We start from the raw sequence: 21,125 nt of genomic DNA on the forward strand, positions 1-21,125 counted from the left end.
GAAATCAGGCAGGTGCGGGCTAGGAACCCCCTATGCGCGCCACGCCGTTTCAGACCGTCGTCAAACATCTGACAATGGGCCAGACCCCACGGGTCTGGTCGTTCCTGATCTCCGTTTTCGGTGAATTGGCGCAAGACAGGGACGCGCGGATCAGCGGGCCGCTGCTTCGGCACATCACCGGCCAGATCGGCATCAAACCCGATGCGATGCGCGTGGCCATCCACCGTCTGCGCAAGGATGGCTGGATCGACAGCGAACGGCAGGGACGCACCAGCACCTATTTTCTCACCGAATGGGGGCGCGCGCAAAGTGCGTCAGCCTCGCCGCGTATCTATGCGGCAGAGCAGGCCGCCGAGGCCGCGTGGTTTGGCATGTTCAATCCCGGCCAGCCCGCGCCCGGCAAAGACCTTGACGGCGTCTGGGTAACGTCACATGCGGTGATCACGTCCGCCATGCCGGACGACCCTCAAGCCTTTGCCACGTGCATTCCCGTGGACACCGCCTTGCCCCAATGGATGACGGCAAAGATCTGTGACGAGACGACGGTAGAGTTGTCCGGCACCTTCGCATCGGCATTGGCAACGATAAGACCCCAGTTAACCAATTCGCCAGATCTGACCATTCTTGAGATTGCAGAAATCCGCGTTCTGCTGGTCCATGGCTGGCGACGGATCGTACTGAAAACACCGGCGCTGCCCGACCACGTCTTTCCCGACGATTGGCAAGGTGCAGCCTGCCGCGCGGGGGTTGCCGGACTGCTCGCCCAATATCCCAAGGTCGAACTGGAGGAGCTGGAAGCAGCCGTGATTTCCATTCCCACCCCCTGAGGTCCTGCAATAGCGGCCAAAGCTGGGAAAACAGCCGTGGATAATCTGCACATTTGCAGCAACCGATGCCCCGGCACCTGATCGCAGGTCAGCCAGCCCCTGTTGTCCTAAAAGTCCGCATTATAGAACGGAAGGCACCGTCGCCGGGTCAGATTGCAATTGATCACGCAAGCGGCAAACCGGCCAGAAATATGGTCGTCACTATAGCAAACTCCGGTTTTCTAAGCATGACGGCCCTAAAGTCAGAAATAAACTTCAAGCCAGTTGTTGAAGCTGCCACTCAGCACCCATATTAACTATTAATATGCAAGTTGATAAACATGACTTTCACGGCCTGCTCCACAGTGCCAACCTCATAGAGGCAGAATTGCGGCGACAGCTCGCACCATTCGGGATACAACCGCGGCAGGCGCGTGTCATCGAAGCGCTGGATCGCATGGGGACCGCCTCGCAGGTCGATCTGGCGTCTAGCTTTGGGGTCACATCCGCAGGCATGAGCACGATGACAGACCGGCTGTTGGCAGCAGGATATATCACGCGCGTTCAGGATCCGGAGTCGCGACGCAAGAACATCTTGGCGCTCACGGCCGAGGGGCAGGCATTGGTATCGGGGATCGACCACGCCTGGTCGGCACTGGATGACACCATCCGGACCGTTATTGGAGATGATGCGAAGGTGCTGTTTGACTTGTCCCGGCGCTTGCGGGACGGCTTGGGTGGGACGGTGCCGGGGACCAGGAAATCCGTCCTGGCCAATGAGGAAGAATGAGATCCTGAAATGCGACGAACCCGGAACGCCACGACCAACTGGCCCCCGACCGCAGCCTTCGGAAACCCTATGAGACAAGAGCCTGACACTGACTGAGGACATCGCTGACACGGCCCACGGAAAAGCGGCGCGCCTGTCGGTCATTGGACCCGGAACACAGCCAAACGAGTGAACAAGAAGTGAGCGTGGGACCATGACATCCTTGAATGCAGGACGCGGCGCTGAAGGCAATTCAGACTGGGGCAAGACGCTTGAGCCAAGCCCGCCCCCCGTTCAGGGCAATCCCGGTCTTCCCTGCCCGCCTGATTTCGCCGGGCGACCGCGTGCAAAAGCTGCGTTGGCCGAGGAAAAGCAGAGTTACGAGACGCTGTTCTCTTTCATCCGGGCGCGCGGCTATACTCAGCATTTCCAACCCGACAGCACGATCCTGCTGCACGAAGAACCCGCCAATGTGGTCTACCTGATCGAGACGGGGACTGTCCGCTCCTGCACCATTGACAGCTTCGGCCACCGTCAGATTTTCGCCTTTCCTAGAAAGGGAGAGCTTGTCGGCATCTCTGATACGGATCGCTGGCATTTTACTGCGGAAGCCGTTGACCATGTCGTTGTCAAATCGCTGCCCCGGACGGTGCTTGAACAGGAACTCGCGGTCAACACAGCGCTGCGGCAGGAAAGCAGGGCTTATATCCGGGCGTTGCTTGCCCAACGTGAAAAACAGTTGCTGATGCTTTCGCATAGCAAAGGGCCGCAACGGCTGCTGGATTTTCTCGTAACCTTTGCCGCGTCGCGGCCCAGCACCGGCTACATCGCCCTTCCAATGTCCCGCCGCGACATTGCCGACCATATCGGACTATCGACGGAAAGTGTCAGCCGGGCTTTCAGCCACCTTAAGCGGACGGGTCGGATCGATCTCAAGACCCCGGAGAAGTTCAAGATCATCTGAGATGCAAGCGCGGCAGTCCGGCCGAAGCGTAAAACCATGCTGCGCCTTGGCGCTAAATCCCGGAAGGGTTCAGGATTTCCGTCCGCCATCTCCCTAACGGTTGGCTTCGTCTCCAGGTCACGTTTCGCGTGGAGCCGATGTCTTTTTCCCGGTTTTCCTGAGCGCCTCGAACCCGATGATCACGTCCAGAAGCTCTGTGGTGATGCCGCTTTGGCGCAGGGCATTGGCATCCGATCTCAGAGCCTCCAGCCGGTCCTCGATGGACTGTTCCGCCTGCTGCATCAACGCCAGACGCGCCGCATTCTCGGTTACCATCGCCTCGGCGGAGGCCTTGAAGAGGCTTGCAAAGACAAATCCGCGGATCAACGAGAGGAACAGCTCGCGCGCTTGCATCGAGAAGGTCGGAAGGCTGCGCGACTCCCACGGCTCTTTCTGAAGATCGTGCAACAGCGCATCGCCCAGAGGCAGCAGCGGAACGCTTTTCGTGACCTGTCCGCCACCGTCGCCGCGCGCAGTAAAGGTCAGGTTCACTGCGATATCCGACGGATGGGCCTTTTGCCGGATTTCGTCCAGATGCTGCGTCAACAGGTTCGCCAATCGCCCGATACCGTCGACCGATGCGGGCGGCAGGAAGAGCCGCTCGACCTCAATCGACCGGTCCGCCAGCGCATCGGCCATCTGGGCGCCGACACACAGGACGGTCGGCGCGCTACCCCCCTCAGACGCGATCTGAGCGGACAGATGCGCGGCGAGCACTTCGTTGTAACTGCCGCACAGCCCGTGATCCGAACCGAAGACCACAAAGACCTTTTCGCTGACCTCGTGCACTGGCACGTCCAGCGGCCCGGTTGATCGGAGAAACGCATGCAGCCCGTCCAGCACGGTCTGGTGGTAGGCCTCGATCGCGCGACCGGCCTGTTCGTAGGGGGCGGAGTTGATGACCGACAGCGTTTTCATCGTGCGCACGACACTATGGATGCTTTCCATACTGCCCATCTGGCGCGTCAGTGTTTCAAGCGTCTGGGGCATCTACGCTCCGGTCTGGATCGCGCGCGCGCTGGCCAAGGGCAAGCATCCGGGCACGGGCCTCATCGTCAAGCGTCCCGTCCTTTGCGATGCTGTCGGCAATGTCCGCAAGGTCGCGCCGTGCTGCGTTCCGCAACCGCGATATGACCGCGTCAGCGTCAGCTTCGTTCAGACCATCAAAGACGCCTTCATTGGCGGCCGTCAGCACGGCCAATTGCTCGACCGTGGGCATCGGGTCACGTTCGGCCTGACGGAGGGCGCCCCGGACCGCAGCGCCGCGGGTCAGCCGCGCGCGGGTCGCGTCATCCAGTCGCGTGCCGAAACGGGCAAAATCCTCCAGTTCCTCGAATTGCGACAGGGTCACGCGCAGGTTGCCGGCCACCGACCGGAAGGCAGGGCTTTGCGCCTTGCCACCGACACGGCTGACCGACTTGCCCAGATCGACGGCGGGAAACTGGTTCTTTCGCACCAGCCGGGGCGACAGATAAACCTGCCCATCCGTGATCGAAATGAGGTTGGTCGGAATATAGGCCGACAGGTTCTCGGCCTGCGTCTCCACGATCGCAAGCGCCGTGATAGACCCACCCCCAGCCGTTTCGGTGAACTGGCCCGCGCGTTCCAGCAGGCGGGCGTGGATGTAGAAAATATCACCCGGGAACGCCTCTCTTCCCGGTGGTCGGCGCAGCAAGAGCGACAATTCGCGGTAGGATCGGGCGTGGTGGGTCAGATCATCCAGCACCACGAGAACATCCCTGCCCTGCCCCGCGAAATTCTCTGCCATGGTCATGGCGGCATAGGGTGCCACATAGGCCAGTCCCGCGGCCTCTTCATCCCCGGCGGCCATGACGATGGTGCGTTCCATCATGCCGCCTTCACGGATGGCGGCGATGACCTTCGCCACCGCATCGCCGCGCTGTCCGATAGCGCAATAGATGCAGATGACCTCCGTGGATTTCTGATTAAGGATCGCATCGACGCAAATCGATGTCTTGCCGGTCTGCCTGTCACCGATTACAAGCTGGCGCTGGCCAAGACCGATGGGCACGGCTGCGTCGATCGCCTTGATGCCGGTTGCGAGCGGCCGCGAAATGGCGCGGCGGGCAAGGATGGACGGGGCCTCTGCCTCGACCGCATGCAGGGCCGATGCCTTCAACTGCCCCTTCGCGTCGCTGGGGTTTCCAAGCGCATCGACGACCCGGCCCAGCAGCGCCTCTCCGACCTGCGTGCTGACGACGCGGTGCGATCTCATGACCCGTTCACCGACGGCGACACGCTCCGACGCGCCCAGCAACACCACTCCGAGCCGGTCGGGTTCCAGGTCGAGCACGATGCCGCGGACGCCACTTTCAAACTCCAGAACCTCATCGGACAGGGCGCGTTCCAACCCGGAAACGATGGCGATGCCGTCACCGACCTGTGCGACCACGCCCACTTCGCTAAGGCGCGGCGCAGGGGGCGGGCTTTGCAAGAGCACCTGGATCAGCTCTTCCGGTTCCACAGAGGGAGCGTTGATATCAAGCGTCATCGCGCGCCCCCCATCGCATCGGGTCCGCTGGCCAGTTGATCGGCCATGAGCGCGTCAAGACCGTCAATATAGGTATCGACCGTCCACGACAGCTGCGCGCCACCCAGACTTAGCGACAGACCGGGGGCCATGGCCGCACTGGTTTCGAACCGAACGTTGAGGTCGGGAAAGCGTTCACGCAACGTGGCGCTGATTTCGCCCTGCACTGATCGCGGCAACGCCTCGTGGCTTGTGACGAGGGCCTCGTCCGGTTTGCCCGCCGCGCGTTGCAGCTCTGTGTCCATGGCGGCTATCTTCCGGCCCAGATGAGCGGCGATGCGTGGCTCCAGAGTGTCATCTGCCAGATCGGTCAGGGCCTTGCGAGTCAGTTCCAGAAGGGCATGCCCGCCCGCCCGGTGCATCTTTGCCGTAAAGGCGCGGGCCTCGTCGTTCAGATGCGCAGCCCAGGCGGCGCGTTCGCGTTCAACCCGATCATGCGCCTCTGCCAACAGGGCGTTTTTCTCTTCTTCCGCCTTGCGCAGAACGGCCTCCGTCGCCGATGCCTGTTCGGATTGCAGCGTCGAGAGTTGCGCGCGGTAATCGGCCTCCGCCGCGCGGGCCTTTTCCTTGGCATGAACCGCAACCTGCATCCGTTCGGAAATCTCCGCTTCGCGCGCGTCTATGCCGTCCAGGATCGGGCGGTACAGAAATCGCTTCAACAGCCAGACAAGCGCCAGAAAATTGGCTAGCTGGGCTGCGACCGTGATCCAGTCGATAGACATGATATCAGCCGCCCGCCGCTGCTGTTGCCGCTTCGACTGCCGCATTCCAGAACGGGTTGGAGAAGATCAGGATCATGGCCACGACAAAACAGTAGATTGCCGTGGATTCGATCATCGCAAGGCTTACAAACAGGGTACGCGACAGGGTGGAGGCCGCGTCGGGTTGCTGAGCGATCGAACTAAGCGCCTGAGCAGCCGCCCTGCCCTCGCCCAGTGCGGGACCAATCGCCCCGAATGAAACCGTCAGTCCGGCTGTGAAGATCGAGATGGCGGCAATAATCGCAAGGTCGGTCATGAGTTGTCCTTCTGAGTTGTGGACGGGTTTGCGGGTTTGGTTGCGCTGGAAATGTAGACAGTGGCCAGGATCGCGAAGATGTAGGCTTGGATCATGCCGGTCAGCAGGCCCAGCAGATCCATGACCACCGGAAAGAAAAACGGCGCCACGGTCAGCAGGATTGCCGCGATGACAGCGCCACTCATGATGTTGCCGTAAAGACGGATCGCAAGCGAAATGCCGCGCGAAAACTCCGAGATGATATTGAAGGGCAACATGATGAACGAGGGTTCGAGATAGGTCTTGAAGTAACCGCCGAGGCCCCGGCTGGTGATCCCGAAAAGAGGCACGGCAACGAGAACGGACAGGGCCAGAGCGGTCGTGGTCGACAGCGACGACGTGGGCGGTTCGAACCCCGGAACGACAAGAAGCAGGTTGGACACCGCGACAAACAGAAACAACGTCCCTGCGAAATACAGAAGGTGGCGCGACGGGCCTTGCGATATCTCTTCGATCTGGCTTTGAATGCCCTGCACGATCACTTCGAGCGCGGTCCGCCACCGGTTTGGCGGCACATCCGGCCGCAGGTTGCGCGTGATGAGCATGGAGGCACCCGTCAGCACCGCCATGACGATCCACGTATAAAAAATGGTCGCATTGACGGGAATGCCCCAGATCATGAACATGATCGTCTCGTCAGGTGATAGGGTCATTTCGCGCCCCCTGCCTGCACCGGAACGCGGGCGATGGTGGTGGCGATGCGCCGGCAGACGAAAAAGGCAATGCCGTAGCCTGCAAAGGCCCACGGCCCGGCCTGTGTCACGACAAACCAGCCGATGCCCAGAAGGGCAGCGATACGCAGGACAGCACTCACAGCGAGGGTCGCGATCGTATTTTCGCCCTGCAAGGCAGACCGCATCCCATAGGCCAGCCCAAGAAAGAAAAACGCGCTCACCAATGTCCCGGCAGCCGCTCCAAGGCCCAGGGCCGACCATTGCACTACGATCATTTCTCGCCTCCTTCTTTGTTGACCCAGGCCGCTGCGATGAAGACGCCTATCACGACGCCCCCAAGGATCAGGGCGATCGTCCAGGAAAAGCGCTGCGGGGCCACGCGGTCCAGCCACTGGCCCAGGAACGCGCCCCCTACCGTCGGAACGGCGATGGACCAGCCGATCATTCCGAACGTGCCGATGCCGCGCAGCGGGCTGGGTCCGGGATGATCGCGCGAGGATTTCATGCGTTTGGCCTGACGCGCGATGTGCTCTGCGGATTTGTCGGGATCGGGGCTCATGGCGCGGGCCTTTGCAGGTCGGCAAAGCGACGGACCATGTCGGCCTCCAGCCGCGACAGGGCCGATCTTGCTTGCCGTTCTTCTTCGTCCATCTGCACGAAACGCGCTTCGACCGTATGTTGCAGACTGTCCAGATCATCCCCCTGAACGCCTCGCAACACGGCCACGGAAACGCTGTGCCCCTTCTTGACGAGCAGCCCCTCGTCGATGCCAAAGATCGCCTCTGCCCCGTCGTCAAGGCAGAGCGTCAGGACAGAAGGCACCAGCGCGGTGACAAAATCGACGTGATTTGGCAAAATGCCGAAGGCGCCGTTGGGCGCCACCGCGGTCAGCCGCCGGGCGCGCCCTTCAAACAGCAGACGGGTCGGCAGGCGCAGGCTGACGCTCATGTATTGGGCCATGTTCATGGCGCACCTTCCAGATCGCTCAGATCGCCGATCATGTAATAGGCGCTTTCGGGCAGCGGAAATTCGGTCTGGTTCAGGATCGTCTCACAACTGTCGAGTGTTTCTGCAATCGGAACGGTCCGGCCTTTCATGCCGCTGAAGGCTTCGGTCGTCACAAAGGGCTGTGTGAGGAACCGCTCCAGCCGCCGGGCGCGGGCCACGGTAAGCCGGTCGGCCGAGGACAGCTCCTCCAGCCCCAGCATCGCGATGATGTCGCGCAGTTCCTCGTATTCGGCTAGCGTGCTGCGCACCGCGCGAGCGATGTCGTAATGCCTTTGCCCCACGACCGATGGCGTCAGCATCACCGAGGTGGATGCCAGAGGATCCACCGCCGGGTATAGCCCCTCGCTGGCCCGTTTGCGCGACAACACGACCGAGGCGGACAGATGCGAAAAGATATGCGCGGCCGCAGGATCGGTGAAGTCATCCGCTGGCACGTAAACCGCCTGAATGGAGGTGATCGCACCGCGTTCGGTAGAGGTGATCCGCTCTTCCAGCGCGGCCAGTTCCGTGGCCAGCGTCGGCTGGTACCCGACCCGCGACGGCATCCGTCCCAACAGGCCCGACACTTCTGACCCCGCCTGCACGAACCGAAAAATATTGTCGATGAGCAGCAGGACATCCTGACCCTTTTCGTCCCGAAAGAACTCCGCCATCGTCAACGCCGTGTTGCCGATAAGGAACCGCACGCCGGGTGCCTTGTTCATTTGCCCGAAAAGCATGACCGTCTTTTCGCGCACGCCCGCCTCGCCCATCTCGCGGTAAAGCTCTTCGGCCTCGCGCGACCGTTCGCCGATACCACAAAACAGGCTGACGCCCTTGTGGTGCTGGACGGTGTTGTTGATGAGTTCGGTGATCAGAACCGTCTTGCCGACTCCGGCGCCGCCAAAAAGGCCGGTCTTGCCGCCGCGTTCGATGGGCGACAGTAGGTCGATCGCCTTGATCCCGGTTTCCAGAAAGTTGGAATGGACCACGCGTTGGGACAGGCTGGGCGGCGGCTGATGGATGGATTTGTACGAGCCCGTTTCCGGGGCGGGACGCCCGTCCAGAGGCGCGCCGAAGACATCCAGCATCCGGCCCAGAACCGCCTCGCCCACCGGGACCGTGATGGGCCCGCCGGTTGAGGTGACCGCCATGCCAAGCCCAAGCCCGCGCACCGGGGCCATGGCCATTGCGCGCACCATACCGTCGCCAATCAGCGCGGACACTTCCAGCGGCACCTCCCCTGCGTAAAGAAGGTCGTGAATGCGGGGCACGGCATCTTCGAACGCCACGTCGACGATCCCGCCATGGATGGCCGCGATACGACCCTCCGCCAATATGGTGGGTTGTGTGTCGTGCGCCTGAGGCTGTGTCGTGGTCTGGGTCATCACTCGCGGTATCCAGCTGTTCTGACCGGATCCTGCATCTGAGGGCCCGCGTCCGGCCCCACATTAGCAATGCTGCAGCGCCGCGATTTGACATGCGTCAATCGCCGGGCACGCCTTGGGCCGCAAACGGGCTGGACGGCGTCAAATTCATCGAAGTTCACGAAATCATGATCGGAACCCGGCGCGTTGAAGGCGCAGGGACAGCGCCGGTCCGGCGCGCCGCCGCCCCGAATGGGTAACCTGATTCCGTGATCTTCGCGCCCATCACACGGGGCGCTGCGGCGGCCCGAGACAAGAACCGCCAGCCCTATTTCCGAATGGACGCGTCGCTATTGGCCGCTGGCCATGGTCTGACGAAACCGCATCAGGGATATTGCGAAGAAAACGGCGCTCAAGCCCGCCATCACCACCATGTCAGGCCAGACCGTTTCCATTCCCGCGCCGCGATACAGGATCGCCTGCGAGAAGCTGACGAAATGCGTGGAGGGTGAGGCCTGCATCATCGTCTGCAACCATTCCGGAATGCTCTCCATCGGTGTCGTGCTTCCGGATAGCAGGTTCATGATGACCAGAACCGGCATGACCAGAAGACCGAATTGCGGCATCGAAGTGGTGAAGGTCGCGAGCAAAATGCCCAAACCGGCAACCGAGAGAAGATACAGCACCGTTCCCGCGATAAAGAGCATGATCGACCCGGCAATGGGGACGGACAGGAACCCCTGTATCACCAGCCAGAGCGACAGAATGGCCGCAATGATGATCGCCAGACCATTGGCCCAAATCTTCGCCAACATGATTTCTGAGGGTGACACGGGCATGACGAGCAGATGCTCGATCGTTCCGTGTTCCCGCTCTCTGATCAATGCGGCGCCGGTCAGCATCACGGCCAGAATGGTGACGTTGTTGATGATCTGCATCACGGATGAAAACCATGTGGATTTCATGTTCGGATTGAACTGCGCCGACACGATCAGATCGATGGGAAGCGTGCTGGACGTGTCATCCTGGGATTCGAATTTGGTGATCTCGTCCGCGATAATCTGTTGCAGAAAAACCGACCCGTTACCGGCCTGAACCATCGCGGTCGCATCCACATTCAACTGGAGCTCTGGCACGCGCTCCGCAATCACATCCGCTTCGAAATTCGGGGGGAAGGACAAGACGAAAACATACTCGCCATCATCCATCACGCGATCAACCTCGGCCGCCGAAATACGCTGCGGGTCTTCAAATTCGGGCGGCAGGATTGCATCCACGATCCGCCCGCTGAGATCGGATTGATCCAGATCCACATAGGCCACCGACGCGTTCACAACCTCGACCTTGGCGCCGGTCGCGACAGCGTAGATCGCAAAGCTGAACATGTAGACGATCAGCAACAGCAGAACCGGGTCGGTCTTCAGGCTGCGCAATTCCTTGAGCCCGAGCCGGTAGATGTTGAACAGCCATCGCCCCATCTCAGCGCTCCTGTTTGTGCAAAAGCAGGATGGCCGCAGTCACGAAAAGCACGGCAAAGCCTGCAAGGGCCACGTGGTTCTGCCAAAGCTCGGCAAATCCCAGATCCTTGGTGAACGTGCCGATGCTGATCTGCTGATACCAGGCGGCCGGAAAGCTTAGCCCCAACAGACGCCCCCCGCCCGAGAGCGAGGATGTGGGAACGAACAGCCCGGAAAAGTTGACCGCCGGGATGATGGCGATAATCGCGGTGGCAAACGTTGCTGCGACCTGCGTTTTCGTGAAGGTCGAGACCAGAATGCCAAAGCCGGTCGTCGCCAGAACATAGATCAGCGTGCCCATCAGCAAGGCCGCCCACGACCCCTTGATGGGCACCTGAAAGACGCCGTACGCGATGGCCAGCAGCGTCAGGAAACTGAGACTGGCGATCACGACATAAGGCAGTTGCTTGCCCAGAATGAATTCTGTCCGGGTGACGGGGGTCGAGTGGAAATTGGCGATGGAGCCGGTTTCCTTTTCGCGCACAACCCCCATCGCCGCCATCATCGAGGGGATCAGCACGAGCATCATCATGATCACGGACGGGACCATCGCAAAGACGCTTTCGAAGGATTGGTTGTAGCGGTATCTGGTCACGACATCCGCGCCGCCCGAATCCGGCACCTCTCCGTAGGTTCGGCGCATCTGTTCCTGCATGTAGGACAGCGCGAGCCCCTGGATATAGCCGCGCGCCGTTTCCGCGCGAAACGGCATGGCGGCGTCTATCGCAATCCGAACTTCCGGGTATTCATCACGCAGCAGCATCCGTCCGAAGCCCGGCGGGATGTCGATTGCCAGCGTGATCTCTCCCGCGCGCATCCGGTCTGCCAGTTCTTCGGTGCTGGTCGCTGGCGGCTGTTCCAGAAAATAGCGCGAGCCGGAGAATGCCTCCAGAAGCTCGCGGCTCTCCGCGCTTTGGTCCCGGTCCGAAACGGCATAGGGCAGCTCGTCCACGTCGAAGGAAATGCCGTAGCCGAAAGTCAGCATCAGGATCACCGGCCCGAGAAACGCGAAGGTCAGCCGCAGGGGATCGCGCAGAATTTCCATCGTTTCGCGCAAGGCAAAGGCCCACATCCGCGCGAGGTTGAACATGGGCTGGCGCCTTTGCACCGGCAGCTCTGTCGGAATTGGCTCGTGCGTCTTTGCCTGCGACGGTGAAGGGTCGGACCCGTTTGCCTCCCGCAAATAGCTGACAAACGCGTCGTTGAGATTTTGGGCCTGCTTGCGCGCGATGATCTCCTCAGGGGCACCGACGACCAGAACGCGCCCCGCATGCATGAGCGAAATGCGATCGCATCGTTCGGCCTCGTTCATGAAATGGGTTGATACGAAGATCGTGACGCCCTGATCGCGCGACAGCCCCACAAGATGCTGCCAGAACGCGTCGCGCGCAACAGGGTCAACCCCGGAGGTCGGCTCATCCAGGATCAGCACTTCGGGCGAGTGGATGACGGCGACGGCCAGCTGCAATCGCTGGCGAATGCCAAGAGGCAGCGCGTCGGGCCGCTGCTCTGCCACCTCGGATAGCTCGAACTGGTCCAGCACTTCACCGATACGGCCCTGCCGGTCCTGCGCCGGGATCTGGTAGAGGTCCGCGTGCAGATCAAGGTTCTGCCGCACGGTCAGTTCGGTGTAGAGCGAGAAGGATTGCGACATATAGCCAACACGCTGGCGGGTGCGCATATCGTCTGCATCCAGCGGCGCGCCGAACAGCAGCGCCTTGCCACTGCTTGCGGGCAAAAGCCCGGTCAGCATCTTCATGGTTGTGGTCTTGCCGCAGCCATTCGAGCCGAGAAACCCGAAGATCTCGCCGCGCGCGATGTCGAAATCCACGTTATCAACGGCCACGAAATCGCCGAACTTGCGGGTCAGCGCGATCGCCTGAACGGCAGGCTCCTCTTGGCTTGGCACAAAGGGTGGCACGACAACATCGCGATGCCCCGCCCGGACAGCCTCTGGCAACAGGGTGATAAACGCCTTTTCCAACGTGTCCTGCCCGGCCTTTTGGCGCACCTCAGACGGCGTCCCCGTCGCGATAACCTTTCCGTCCGACATGGCCGCCAGCCAGTCAAAGCGCTCTGCCTCTTCCATATAGGCCGTGGCGACGATGACGCTCATATTCGGCCGATCCGCACGGATATGGTCTATCAGATCCCAGAATTGCTGCCGCGACAGCGGATCCACCCCGGTGGTCGGCTCGTCCAGGATCAGCAGGTCAGGATCATGTATCAGCGCCGAACACAGCGACAGCTTCTGCTTCATGCCACCCGACAGCTTGCCCGCCGGACGGTCCGGAAACGGATCAAGACCGGTGGCTTGCAGCAGGGTATCGATGCGCCTTTGCCGTTCCGCCGCGCCTTGCGCAAAAAGCCTGCCGAAAAAGTCGAGGTTTTCAGTGACCGTCAGGGTGGGATAAAGGTTCTTCCCAAGCCCCTGAGGCATATAGGCGATGCGGTTGTTGCATGCTTTCAGATGTTGGCGGTCACGGATATTGCCCCCCAACACTTGCAAATCCCCGGTCTGCATCCTGCGCACCCCGGCAGAGAGCGCCAGAAGAGTGGATTTCCCGACCCCGTCAGGACCGATCACCCCGGCCATGCATCCGGCCGGGATATCCAGACTTACATCCTCCAGCGCAATGGTCGCGCCGTAGCGATGCGCCACATTTGAAAGGCGGACGACCGGGGTATTGTTCATTGCGGCAGCTTCACCGCAAGGTCTTGCGGCCACGCGATCGACTTGTCGACACGGACATAGCCGACCCCCGGCACCCCTGCCCGCGCCTGTTCCTGATATTCCTTCAACAGCTCCGGCGCGATGGTCAGCTTGACCCGGAACATCAGCTGGTCCCGCTCTTCCTGGGTTTCGACGGATTTCGGCGTGAACTGGGCAGAGCTTGCAACGAAGGTGACAGTGGCCGGAATGACGTAGTCGGGGATCGCATCAAGAATGATCCGCGCCTCGTCGCCAATGGACAATCGCGCGGCATCCCGCGTGGGCAGGAAGATCGACATGTACATGTCGGCAAGATCCGTCAGGGTCACGACCCGCCCACCGGCAGCCAGGACTTCGCCGGCATGCGCCAGAACATATTGCACGCGCCCGTCCCGTGGTGCGGACAGTTGCGCGTCGTCGATCAGGCTTTGCAAGCGCTCAACCGAAGCTTCAGCCGCCCCGATATTGGCCTCTGCCAAAGGGATACCTGCCTCTGCCGCAGCCAGGGCGGCCTGCGCGGTGTCGAATGCAGTGCGCTGCGCGTCCAGCTGTGCTTCGCTGTAGAACCCGTCGCTGGCCAGTTTCTGCACCCGTTCGAATTCCGCCTCTACCGTGGTGAGTTCGGACTGGCGCTGACGCAACAGCGCCTGTGCCTGAAGCTCTTGTTGGCGGGCCTGCACGACCGCCGCCTGCGCGGCGCGCAACTGGGCGTCAAGCTCTGTCGTCTCCATCCGGGCGACGATTTGTCCGGCCTCGACCCAGTCACCTTCATCCACGGCCACCTCGGCAACCCGTCCGGCCAGCTTCGTGGCAACTTCGATCCGCTCCGCTTCGATCCGCCCATTGGAGAATGCGATACCCTCGGGCACCTCTGACGCGACGGAGTTCTGCCACCAAAGCCACCCGGCCCCACCGAGTGCCACGACGACGACGGCCAGAACCAGCCATTTCCTGTTCATGATCCGCGCCCCATTAAAGCCACTCCTAATCTTTGAGTCGAACGACGACCCGTGGCCGTTCCTCCTTGGCATTTGCCACGCCTTTTCGGTTCGCAGAATGACATACGTCAATTCGCGAACGCGAAATGGCGCTAAAAGGTACGCAACTTTCAACAACTTCCGCGTTTCACGGGTTGAACGTCTGACGCGCTTGAAAAAGGTACGGAGCATGGCAAATTTGGCCACGGTCGGCGATCTGGATCTGCCGAAACACAAAGTCTCTGCTGGGGTGCCTGCGATTTTGCCCAAGTCGCCCCGCATAGAGGCGCCCGAACATCCGGTTTCGCATACGCATACGACAATGGAACAAGCCCTGGACAAGGGGGTGAAGGCAGGCATTGCCAAGCTGACCGCAGGGCTGTCGCCAATAGCGCTTGCGGCTGCTTATGCGGATTGGACCCTGCATCTGGCGTCAGCGCCCGGCAAGCAATTGCAATTGTTTGAAAAGGCCGGAAAGAAAGCATGGCGGCTGGCCAGCTATGCCGGGTTTTGCGCAACCCATCCCGACACGTCGAAGACCTGCATCGACCCTTTGCCGCAGGACAGGCGGTTCCGAAGTCAGAACTGGCAGAAATGGCCCTATAACCTGTTCTATCAATCCTTTTTGCTGAACCAGCAATGGTGGCACAACGCGACGACGGGGGTTGAGGGTGTCACGCAGCAGCATGAAAACGTTGTTACTTTTGCCGGGCGTCAGCTTCTTGATGTCTTCTCGCCGTCGAATTACGTGCTGACCAACCCCGACGTTGTCGAACAAACGATCCGTGAGGGCGGCACGAACCTGCTGCGCGGGTGGCAGAACTACATCGACGACGCATCGCGCCTTTATGCCAAGCAGAAACCCGTCGGTGCCGAGGCGTTCGAAGTCGGCCGGAACATGGCGACCTCACCGGGCAAGGTGGTGTTCCGCAACCGTCTGATCGAGCTGATCCAATACGCCCCCACAACCGACAAGGTACGCCCTGAGCCGATCCTGATCGTGCCGGCCTGGATCATGAAATACTACATTCTGGACCTCAGCGAGCATAATTCGCTGGTGCGGTTTCTGACCGGTCAGGGCTTCACCGTCTTCATGATCTCGTGGAAAAACCCCGATCAGGGTGACCGCGATCTGGGGATGGATGACTACCTGTCCCTCGGTGTGATGGACGCGCTTGATGCCGCCACGGCCATCACGGACAGCGAAACGGTGCATGCGATCGGCTATTGTCTGGGCGGCACATTACTGTCGATTGCCGCGTCGGCCATGGCCCGCGAGGGTGACAAACGGATGGGAACCATAACACTTCTGGCCGCCCAGACGGATTTCACCGAACCGGGAGAGTTGCAGCTTTTCATCAATGACAGCCAGCTTGCCTTTCTCGAAGACATGATGTGGGACCAGGGCTATCTGGACACAACCCAGATGGCCGGCGCGTTTCAACTTCTGCGCTCGAACGATCTGATCTGGTCGCGGATCGTCCACGATTATCTGATGGGCGAACGGACCCCGATGATTGATCTGATGGCGTGGAACGCCGATGCGACGCGCATGCCCTACCGGATGCATTCGGAATATCTGCGGCGGCTGTTCCTGAACAACGATCTGGCCGAAGGGCGGTATCATGTCGGCGACCGGCCGGTGACGATTTCCGATATCCGGGCGCCGGTGTTCATGGTGGGAACAGAGCGGGACCATGTGGCGCCGTGGCGGTCGGTCTACAAATTCAACCTGCTCTGCGACACGGATGTGACTTTTGTGCTGACGAGCGGCGGCCATAATGCCGGGATCGTTTCGGAACCGGGCCATCCCCACCGGCATTACCGCATCGCGACGCTGGCCAAAGACGCCCCCTATTTCGACCCGGATCGCTGGATGGCGCAGGTCGACCCGGTCGATGGCTCGTGGTGGCCCGCACTTTCGGACTGGCTTGGGAAACACTCGGGCGCAGCGGCCACTCCACCCCCGCTTGCACCCAAAGACAAAGGGTATCCGCCGCTTTGCGACGCGCCCGGCACCTATGTGTATCAGGAGTAGAATTCGATGCTGGACGATTTGTTGAAAGGCAAGCGCGGGCTGGTCGTGGGGATCGCGAACGAGCATTCCATCGCGGCAGGATGCGCCAAGGCCATGAGCGCCGCCGGGGCAGAACTGGCGGTCACATATGGGCATGAAAAGGCAAAACCTTTTGTCGAACCGGTCGTGTCAGACCTGAATGCGCCGATTTTCATGCCCATGGATGTCGAGGTCGATGGCCAGATGGAAGCCGTGTTTGACAAGATCACGCGTGACTGGGGCAATCTCGACTTTGTCCTGCACTCGATCGCCTATTGCAACCGTGAAGATCTGCATGGTCCCGTGTCCCAATGTTCAAAGGCCGGGTTCGCGCAGGCCATGGACATATCCGTCCATTCCCTGATCCGCATGACCCGCCTTGCAATCCCGCTGATGCCGGAAGGCGGCAGTATCCTGACCCTGAGCTACTACGGCGCGGAAAAGGTTGTTGATCATTACAACATCATGGGGCCGGTGAAGTCAGCGCTTGAAGGCACGATGCGGTATCTCGCGGCAGAGCTGGGGCCCAAGCAGATACGGGTCAACGCCATTTCGCCCGGTCCGCTGCATACGCGCGCCGGGTCCGGGATCGATCACTTCGACGAACTGATCGACGCCGCGCGCCAGCAAGCGCCGCAACGAAGCCTCGTAAGCATTGATGACGTGGGGCAAATGGCTGTCGGCCTGGTGAGCGACCTGTCGCGCAAAGTGACGGGCAACACATCATATGTCGACGCCGGTTACCACGTGCTGGCGTAACTGGATCGCAAGACAGAAGGACATCCAAAATGACCAAAGCCGAAGTCGTAATCTGCGCACCGATCCGAACGGCCATTGGCACCTATGGCGGCACGCTCAAGGAGACCCCGGCGCCCAGCCTCGGGGCCGCTGCCATCCGGGCCAGCCTGTCAGCCGCCGGGCTGACCGGCGCGGATATAGACACCGTCGTGATGGGCCAGGTGGTTCAGGCCGGTGCAAAAATGAACCCCGCCCGACAGGCATCCATCAATGGTGGCCTGCCTGTTGAGGTCCCTGCGATGACGGTCAACCGGGTCTGCGGATCCGGGGCGCAGGCCATCGCATCGGCCGCGCAGGAAGTGTGGCTTGGCAATATCAAGGCCGCCGTGGCGGGCGGCATGGAGAATATGGACAAGGCCCCCTATCTGCTGGGCGGTGGTCGGTGGGGCTACCGCATGGGAACGGCGGAGATCTATGACAGCATGCTGCGCGACGGGCTCAACGACGCGTTCTCAAACGAGCATTCGGGCTGGCATACCGAGGATCTGGTGGCGAAGTTCCAGATCACCCGCGAAGATCAGGACGCATGGGCGCTTCGGTCGCAGCAGCGTTTTGCCAAGGCGCAAGCCGCAGGGCTGTTCGAGGATGAGATCGCACCGTTCGAGATCAAGACCCGCAAAGGCGCGACGATCTTTGCCAGGGACGAACACAATCGCCCCGACACGACCCCAGAGTCGCTGGCGAAACTGAAGCCCGCATTCCGCAAGGATGGCACGATCACCGCCGGTAACGCGCCGGGCCTCAACAGCGCAGGCGCCGCGATGGTGGTGGCCGAGCGTGGCTGGGCAGAGATGCAGGGCGCCGAGCCGCTTGTCCGCCTTGTGTCCTATGGCATCGGTGCGGTCGAGCCCGGCATGTTCGGGCTGGGCCCCGTCCCTGCCGTGCGTCAGGCGCTGGAGCGCGCGGGCTGGGGTATTGCCGATCTTGACCGGGTAGAAATCAACGAGGCTTTCGCGGCCATCGCGCTCGCGGTGATGCGGGAGCTTGAGCTCCCCGAAGACGTGGTCAACGTCGAAGGCGGCGCAATCGCCCACGGGCATCCCATCGGTGCGACCGGTGCGATCCTGACCACGCGCCTCATCCATTCGATGAAACGCGACGGCATTCGCCGGGGTGTCGTCACCCTGTGCATCGGCGGCGGTCAGGGGATCGCTCTTGCATTGGAGGCAATCAATTGAACGCTCAACCCTATTTCAGGAGGTCTGACAGATGACCAGAATCGCGCTTGTTACAGGTGGCACCAGAGGGTTGGGCGCGGCCGCGTCCAAGGCTCTCAAGGCGCAGGGCTGCAAGGTCGCAGCGGTCTATCACGGCAATACCGAAGCGGCCGACGCCTTCACCGCCGAAACGGGCATCAGCACGTTCAAATGGGACGTTTCGGACTTCGAGGCTTGCCGCGATGGGGTCGCCAAGGTTGAAGAACAGCTTGGGCCAATCGACATTCTTGTGAACAATGCTGGCATCACCCGCGATGCCACGCTGCATCATATGAGCGCCGAACAGTGGTCGGCTGTCATCAACACCAATCTCGGATCGGTGTTCAACATGTGCCGTAGCGTGGTACCGGGCATGCGGGATCGGAGCTTTGGCCGCATCGTCAACGTGTCCTCGATCAACGGGCTGAAGGGGCAGTTCGGCCAAACCAACTATTCCGCAGCCAAGGCCGGGATCATCGGTTTCAGCAAGGCTCTGGCACTGGAGACAGCGGCCAAGGGGATCACCGTCAACGCGGTCGCGCCCGGATATTGCGACACGGACATGGTCGCGGCAGTGCCGGATGACATCCTCAAGCAGATCGTTGCAGCAACCCCTGTGGGCCGCCTTGGCCGACCGGCGGACATTGCCCGCGCCATTGCCTTTCTGGCCAGCGACGACGCCGATTTCATCACCGGCGCCACGCTGAGCGTGAATGGCGGCGAATACATGGCGTGACGCCTTGGATGCGACAAGAACCGAAATGAGCAACGCAACTGCGATCTTGAGAATCACGATCATGCTGCGATTGCCGGGGGCTGAAAGCCGCCGCGAAAAGAGGGCCTCACGAAATGCAATTCATCGAGAACAAGACCTTCGATGAGATCCGGATCGGCGACAGTGCAGAACTGACCCGCACGCTATCGTCGCAGGATATCGAACTTTTCGCCGTCATGTCCGGGGATGTGAACCCGGCCCATGTCGACGAGGAATTCGCCCGGTCCGACATGTTCCACAAGGTGATCGCCCATGGCATGTGGGGGGGTGCGCTGGTGTCGGCGGTGCTGGGCACGCAACTGCCCGGCCCGGGAACGATTTACCTAAATCAGAACTTCAGCTTTCGGCGGCCGGTCGGGCTGGGCGACACGGTTACCGTCCGGGTCACCGTCAAGGACAAGGAGGCGGAGCATCACCACGTCACACTTGACTGCCTTTGCCTGAACCAAAGCGGCGAAACCGTGATCGAGGGGCAGGCTCTGGTCATCGCCCCCACCGCGAAAGTGCGTCGCCCGCGCGTCAATTTGCCAGAGGTTCACCTGCACGAACGCGGCGAACGGTTCCGCGATCTGATCAAGGCGACAGCGCCGCTTCCTGCGGTCCCCACGGCGGTCGTTCACCCCTGTGATGCGCTGTCGCTGCAAGGGGCGCTTGACGCGGGATCGCAAGGGATCATCGTTCCGGTCCTTGTCGGCCCCCGGGCCAAGATCGAAGCCACGGCCAGGGAAATCGGCCGTGATCTGACCGGAACAGAGGTTATCGACACGCCCCATAGCCACGCCGCTGCCCGAAAAGCAGTGGAGCTTGCGCGGGCGGGCAAGGTGAGCATGCTGATGAAGGGCAAGCTCCACACGGATGAACTTCTGGAACCTGTCGTCGATGGCCAGACCGGCCTGCGGACCGAACGGCGCATCAGCCATGTCTTCGCGCTGGACGTGCCCAACTACCCCAAGCCGTTGCTGATCAGCGACGCCGCCGTCAACATCTTCCCTAATCTGCAAGACAAGCGCGACATCGTTCAGAACGCCATCGACCTCGGACACGCGCTTGGCATCTCGCTTCCGAAAGTGGCTCTTCTCTCCGCTGTTGAAACCGTCACGCCGACCATCCCCTCGACGGTGGATGCCGCCGCGCTGTGCAAGATGGCAAGCCGCGGACAGATCACGGGCGGTCTGCTGGATGGGCCGCTGGCCTTCGACAATGCCGTCTCGCGGTCGGCGGCAGAGACCAAGGGCATTGTCTCTGACGTGGCAGGTGATGCCGATATCCTGATCGTTCCGGATCTGGAGGTCGGGAACATGATTGCAAAACAGCTGGTCTATCTCGCCGGTGCAGACGCGGCGGGGCTCGTCCTCGGCACGCGCGTTCCGATCGTCCTGACCAGCCGATCCGATGGCGTGATGGCGCGCCTGGCCTCGGCGGCAATGGCTCAGCTCTACGTTCATCGCCGCGCAAAGGAGATCAAGGTGTGACCGGGCTAAGATCGGCGGCTGAAAGCCGGGCCCTCAAGCGTCTAGCGCCCGCTTTTTTACCTGTCTCGCAACCAGTTTGACGCGGCTTTGACCCGTCCGCGTCTGTCCCTTCTCTTTGACTGAGCAGTAACAGCCCTGAACCACAGCTATTGTCGCGCGGCGTAAGATCAGGTTTTGATTACAATAGCTTGTGACCTTCCAAGTGCCGCGCAGGGTCATCCGACGGCCTGATCCGCCATGTAGTCAATCCCCGGACGGATCGTGCAGCGCCACGCGGTCAACACGTCCTCGCTGCTCTCGCCCGCTGCAGAAACTGAACCGCCCCGGGTTTACCGGAGAGTTTCTGGTTCAATGATTAGGCTACTTTTTCGACCGCGTTCAAGTTTGCATAGAAGGCCTCCTCTGCTT

Annotated in this window: 20 protein-coding genes; 8 read left to right on the forward strand and 12 right to left on the reverse strand. The window is 61.2% G+C overall.

Going from position 1 to position 21,125, the window contains the following annotated elements; genetic code table 11:
• The first annotated feature begins 32 nt into the window (after positions 1-32).
• From EDD52_RS11895 to EDD52_RS11905, 3 genes are all read left to right on the forward strand, one after another.
• Positions 33-827, forward strand: a complete 795-nt coding sequence (locus EDD52_RS11895; protein ID WP_132245207.1) for a PaaX family transcriptional regulator C-terminal domain-containing protein — start codon at positions 33-35, stop codon at positions 825-827.
• A 304-nt stretch (positions 828-1,131) separates the two neighbouring features.
• The gene (locus EDD52_RS11900) at positions 1,132-1,596 is read left to right on the forward strand and encodes a MarR family winged helix-turn-helix transcriptional regulator (protein WP_132245208.1); all 465 of its coding nucleotides are present in this window, start codon (positions 1,132-1,134) and stop codon (positions 1,594-1,596) included.
• 193 nt (positions 1,597-1,789) lie between these two features.
• Complete coding sequence (locus tag EDD52_RS11905) at positions 1,790-2,539, forward strand: helix-turn-helix domain-containing protein (protein ID WP_132245210.1); 750 nt, start codon at positions 1,790-1,792, stop codon at positions 2,537-2,539.
• Positions 2,540-2,656: 117 nt separating this feature from the next.
• On the opposite strand, the gene EDD52_RS11910 is transcribed toward EDD52_RS11905, so the two are convergent.
• From EDD52_RS11910 to EDD52_RS11965, 12 genes are all read right to left on the reverse strand, one after another.
• Positions 2,657-3,568 carry a F0F1 ATP synthase subunit gamma gene (locus EDD52_RS11910; protein ID WP_132245212.1) on the reverse strand — a complete coding sequence of 304 codons (912 nt, stop codon included), beginning with the start codon at positions 3,566-3,568 and terminating at the stop codon, positions 2,657-2,659.
• Entirely contained in the window at positions 3,552-5,090 is a 1,539-nt protein-coding gene (locus EDD52_RS11915) for a F0F1 ATP synthase subunit alpha (protein ID WP_132245214.1), read from the reverse strand. Before EDD52_RS11915 ends, EDD52_RS11910 begins: the two co-directional genes overlap by 17 nt.
• Positions 5,087-5,851 carry a F0F1 ATP synthase subunit B family protein gene (locus EDD52_RS11920; RefSeq protein WP_132245216.1) on the reverse strand — a complete coding sequence of 255 codons (765 nt, stop codon included), beginning with the start codon at positions 5,849-5,851 and terminating at the stop codon, positions 5,087-5,089. Before EDD52_RS11920 ends, EDD52_RS11915 begins: the two co-directional genes overlap by 4 nt.
• 4 nt (positions 5,852-5,855) lie before the next feature.
• Entirely contained in the window at positions 5,856-6,146 is a 291-nt protein-coding gene (locus EDD52_RS11925) for a F0F1 ATP synthase subunit C (protein ID WP_132245218.1), read from the reverse strand.
• Complete coding sequence (locus EDD52_RS11930) at positions 6,143-6,838, reverse strand: F0F1 ATP synthase subunit A (protein WP_132245220.1); 696 nt, start codon at positions 6,836-6,838, stop codon at positions 6,143-6,145. Before EDD52_RS11930 ends, EDD52_RS11925 begins: the two co-directional genes overlap by 4 nt.
• Positions 6,835-7,134: an ATP synthase subunit AtpR gene (locus EDD52_RS11935; RefSeq protein ID WP_132245222.1), complete on the reverse strand. Its 300-nt coding sequence runs from the start codon at positions 7,132-7,134 to the stop codon at positions 6,835-6,837. The genes EDD52_RS11930 and EDD52_RS11935 overlap by 4 nt, the downstream gene beginning before the upstream one ends.
• Positions 7,131-7,418, reverse strand: coding sequence for an AtpZ/AtpI family protein (locus EDD52_RS11940; protein WP_132245224.1), 288 nt, complete (start codon positions 7,416-7,418; stop codon positions 7,131-7,133). Before EDD52_RS11940 ends, EDD52_RS11935 begins: the two co-directional genes overlap by 4 nt.
• Entirely contained in the window at positions 7,415-7,825 is a 411-nt protein-coding gene (locus EDD52_RS11945; RefSeq protein ID WP_132245226.1) for an ATPase, read from the reverse strand. Before EDD52_RS11945 ends, EDD52_RS11940 begins: the two co-directional genes overlap by 4 nt.
• The gene (gene atpD, locus EDD52_RS11950; RefSeq protein ID WP_132245228.1) at positions 7,822-9,234 is read right to left on the reverse strand and encodes a F0F1 ATP synthase subunit beta; all 1,413 of its coding nucleotides are present in this window, start codon (positions 9,232-9,234) and stop codon (positions 7,822-7,824) included. The genes EDD52_RS11945 and atpD overlap by 4 nt, the downstream gene beginning before the upstream one ends.
• A 329-nt stretch (positions 9,235-9,563) precedes the next feature.
• Entirely contained in the window at positions 9,564-10,691 is a 1,128-nt protein-coding gene (locus EDD52_RS11955) for an ABC transporter permease (RefSeq protein ID WP_132245230.1), read from the reverse strand.
• Position 10,692: 1 nt separating this feature from the next.
• Entirely contained in the window at positions 10,693-13,425 is a 2,733-nt protein-coding gene (gene rbbA, locus EDD52_RS11960; RefSeq protein WP_132245232.1) for a ribosome-associated ATPase/putative transporter RbbA, read from the reverse strand.
• Complete coding sequence (locus EDD52_RS11965) at positions 13,422-14,402, reverse strand: HlyD family secretion protein (protein WP_132245234.1); 981 nt, start codon at positions 14,400-14,402, stop codon at positions 13,422-13,424. The genes rbbA and EDD52_RS11965 overlap by 4 nt, the downstream gene beginning before the upstream one ends.
• 208 nt (positions 14,403-14,610) lie before the next feature.
• On the opposite strand from EDD52_RS11965, the gene EDD52_RS11970 reads away from it, so the two are divergent.
• The 5 genes from EDD52_RS11970 (at position 14,611) to EDD52_RS11990 (ending at position 20,717) form a co-directional block, all read left to right on the forward strand.
• A complete protein-coding gene (locus EDD52_RS11970) occupies positions 14,611-16,458 on the forward strand; it encodes a PHA/PHB synthase family protein (RefSeq protein WP_132245236.1) in 1,848 nt (615 codons plus the stop codon).
• Positions 16,459-16,476: 18 nt separating this feature from the next.
• The gene (fabI, locus tag EDD52_RS11975) at positions 16,477-17,235 is read left to right on the forward strand and encodes an enoyl-ACP reductase FabI (RefSeq protein WP_207906015.1); all 759 of its coding nucleotides are present in this window, start codon (positions 16,477-16,479) and stop codon (positions 17,233-17,235) included.
• Between the two features lie 29 nt (positions 17,236-17,264).
• Positions 17,265-18,452, forward strand: coding sequence for a thiolase family protein (locus EDD52_RS11980; protein ID WP_132245240.1), 1,188 nt, complete (start codon positions 17,265-17,267; stop codon positions 18,450-18,452).
• Positions 18,453-18,483: 31 nt separating this feature from the next.
• Positions 18,484-19,206, forward strand: coding sequence for an acetoacetyl-CoA reductase (gene phbB, locus EDD52_RS11985; protein ID WP_132245242.1), 723 nt, complete (start codon positions 18,484-18,486; stop codon positions 19,204-19,206).
• A gap of 113 nt (positions 19,207-19,319) precedes the next feature.
• Complete coding sequence (locus EDD52_RS11990) at positions 19,320-20,717, forward strand: bifunctional enoyl-CoA hydratase/phosphate acetyltransferase (RefSeq protein ID WP_132245244.1); 1,398 nt, start codon at positions 19,320-19,322, stop codon at positions 20,715-20,717.
• Positions 20,718-21,125: the final 408 nt, after the last annotated feature.

This window comes from Primorskyibacter sedentarius (assembly GCF_004342065.1).
GTDB classification, from domain to species: Bacteria; Pseudomonadota; Alphaproteobacteria; order Rhodobacterales; family Rhodobacteraceae; genus Primorskyibacter; species Primorskyibacter sedentarius.

Coding starts and splice junctions, on each gene's coding strand:
- EDD52_RS11895 (WP_132245207.1), top strand. CDS start 33: ATGCGCGCCACGCCGTTTCAGACCGTCGTCAAACATCTGACAATGGGC.
- EDD52_RS11900 (WP_132245208.1), top strand. CDS start 1,132: ATGCAAGTTGATAAACATGACTTTCACGGCCTGCTCCACAGTGCCAAC.
- EDD52_RS11905 (WP_132245210.1), top strand. CDS start 1,790: ATGACATCCTTGAATGCAGGACGCGGCGCTGAAGGCAATTCAGACTGG.
- EDD52_RS11910 (WP_132245212.1), bottom strand. CDS start 3,568: ATGCCCCAGACGCTTGAAACACTGACGCGCCAGATGGGCAGTATGGAA.
- EDD52_RS11915 (WP_132245214.1), bottom strand. CDS start 5,090: ATGACGCTTGATATCAACGCTCCCTCTGTGGAACCGGAAGAGCTGATC.
- EDD52_RS11920 (WP_132245216.1), bottom strand. CDS start 5,851: ATGTCTATCGACTGGATCACGGTCGCAGCCCAGCTAGCCAATTTTCTG.
- EDD52_RS11925 (WP_132245218.1), bottom strand. CDS start 6,146: ATGACCGACCTTGCGATTATTGCCGCCATCTCGATCTTCACAGCCGGA.
- EDD52_RS11930 (WP_132245220.1), bottom strand. CDS start 6,838: ATGACCCTATCACCTGACGAGACGATCATGTTCATGATCTGGGGCATT.
- EDD52_RS11935 (WP_132245222.1), bottom strand. CDS start 7,134: ATGATCGTAGTGCAATGGTCGGCCCTGGGCCTTGGAGCGGCTGCCGGG.
- EDD52_RS11940 (WP_132245224.1), bottom strand. CDS start 7,418: ATGAGCCCCGATCCCGACAAATCCGCAGAGCACATCGCGCGTCAGGCC.
- EDD52_RS11945 (WP_132245226.1), bottom strand. CDS start 7,825: ATGAACATGGCCCAATACATGAGCGTCAGCCTGCGCCTGCCGACCCGT.
- atpD (WP_132245228.1), bottom strand. CDS start 9,234: ATGACCCAGACCACGACACAGCCTCAGGCGCACGACACACAACCCACC.
- EDD52_RS11955 (WP_132245230.1), bottom strand. CDS start 10,691: ATGGGGCGATGGCTGTTCAACATCTACCGGCTCGGGCTCAAGGAATTG.
- rbbA (WP_132245232.1), bottom strand. CDS start 13,425: ATGAACAATACCCCGGTCGTCCGCCTTTCAAATGTGGCGCATCGCTAC.
- EDD52_RS11965 (WP_132245234.1), bottom strand. CDS start 14,402: ATGAACAGGAAATGGCTGGTTCTGGCCGTCGTCGTCGTGGCACTCGGT.
- EDD52_RS11970 (WP_132245236.1), top strand. CDS start 14,611: ATGGCAAATTTGGCCACGGTCGGCGATCTGGATCTGCCGAAACACAAA.
- EDD52_RS11980 (WP_132245240.1), top strand. CDS start 17,265: ATGACCAAAGCCGAAGTCGTAATCTGCGCACCGATCCGAACGGCCATT.
- phbB (WP_132245242.1), top strand. CDS start 18,484: ATGACCAGAATCGCGCTTGTTACAGGTGGCACCAGAGGGTTGGGCGCG.
- EDD52_RS11990 (WP_132245244.1), top strand. CDS start 19,320: ATGCAATTCATCGAGAACAAGACCTTCGATGAGATCCGGATCGGCGAC.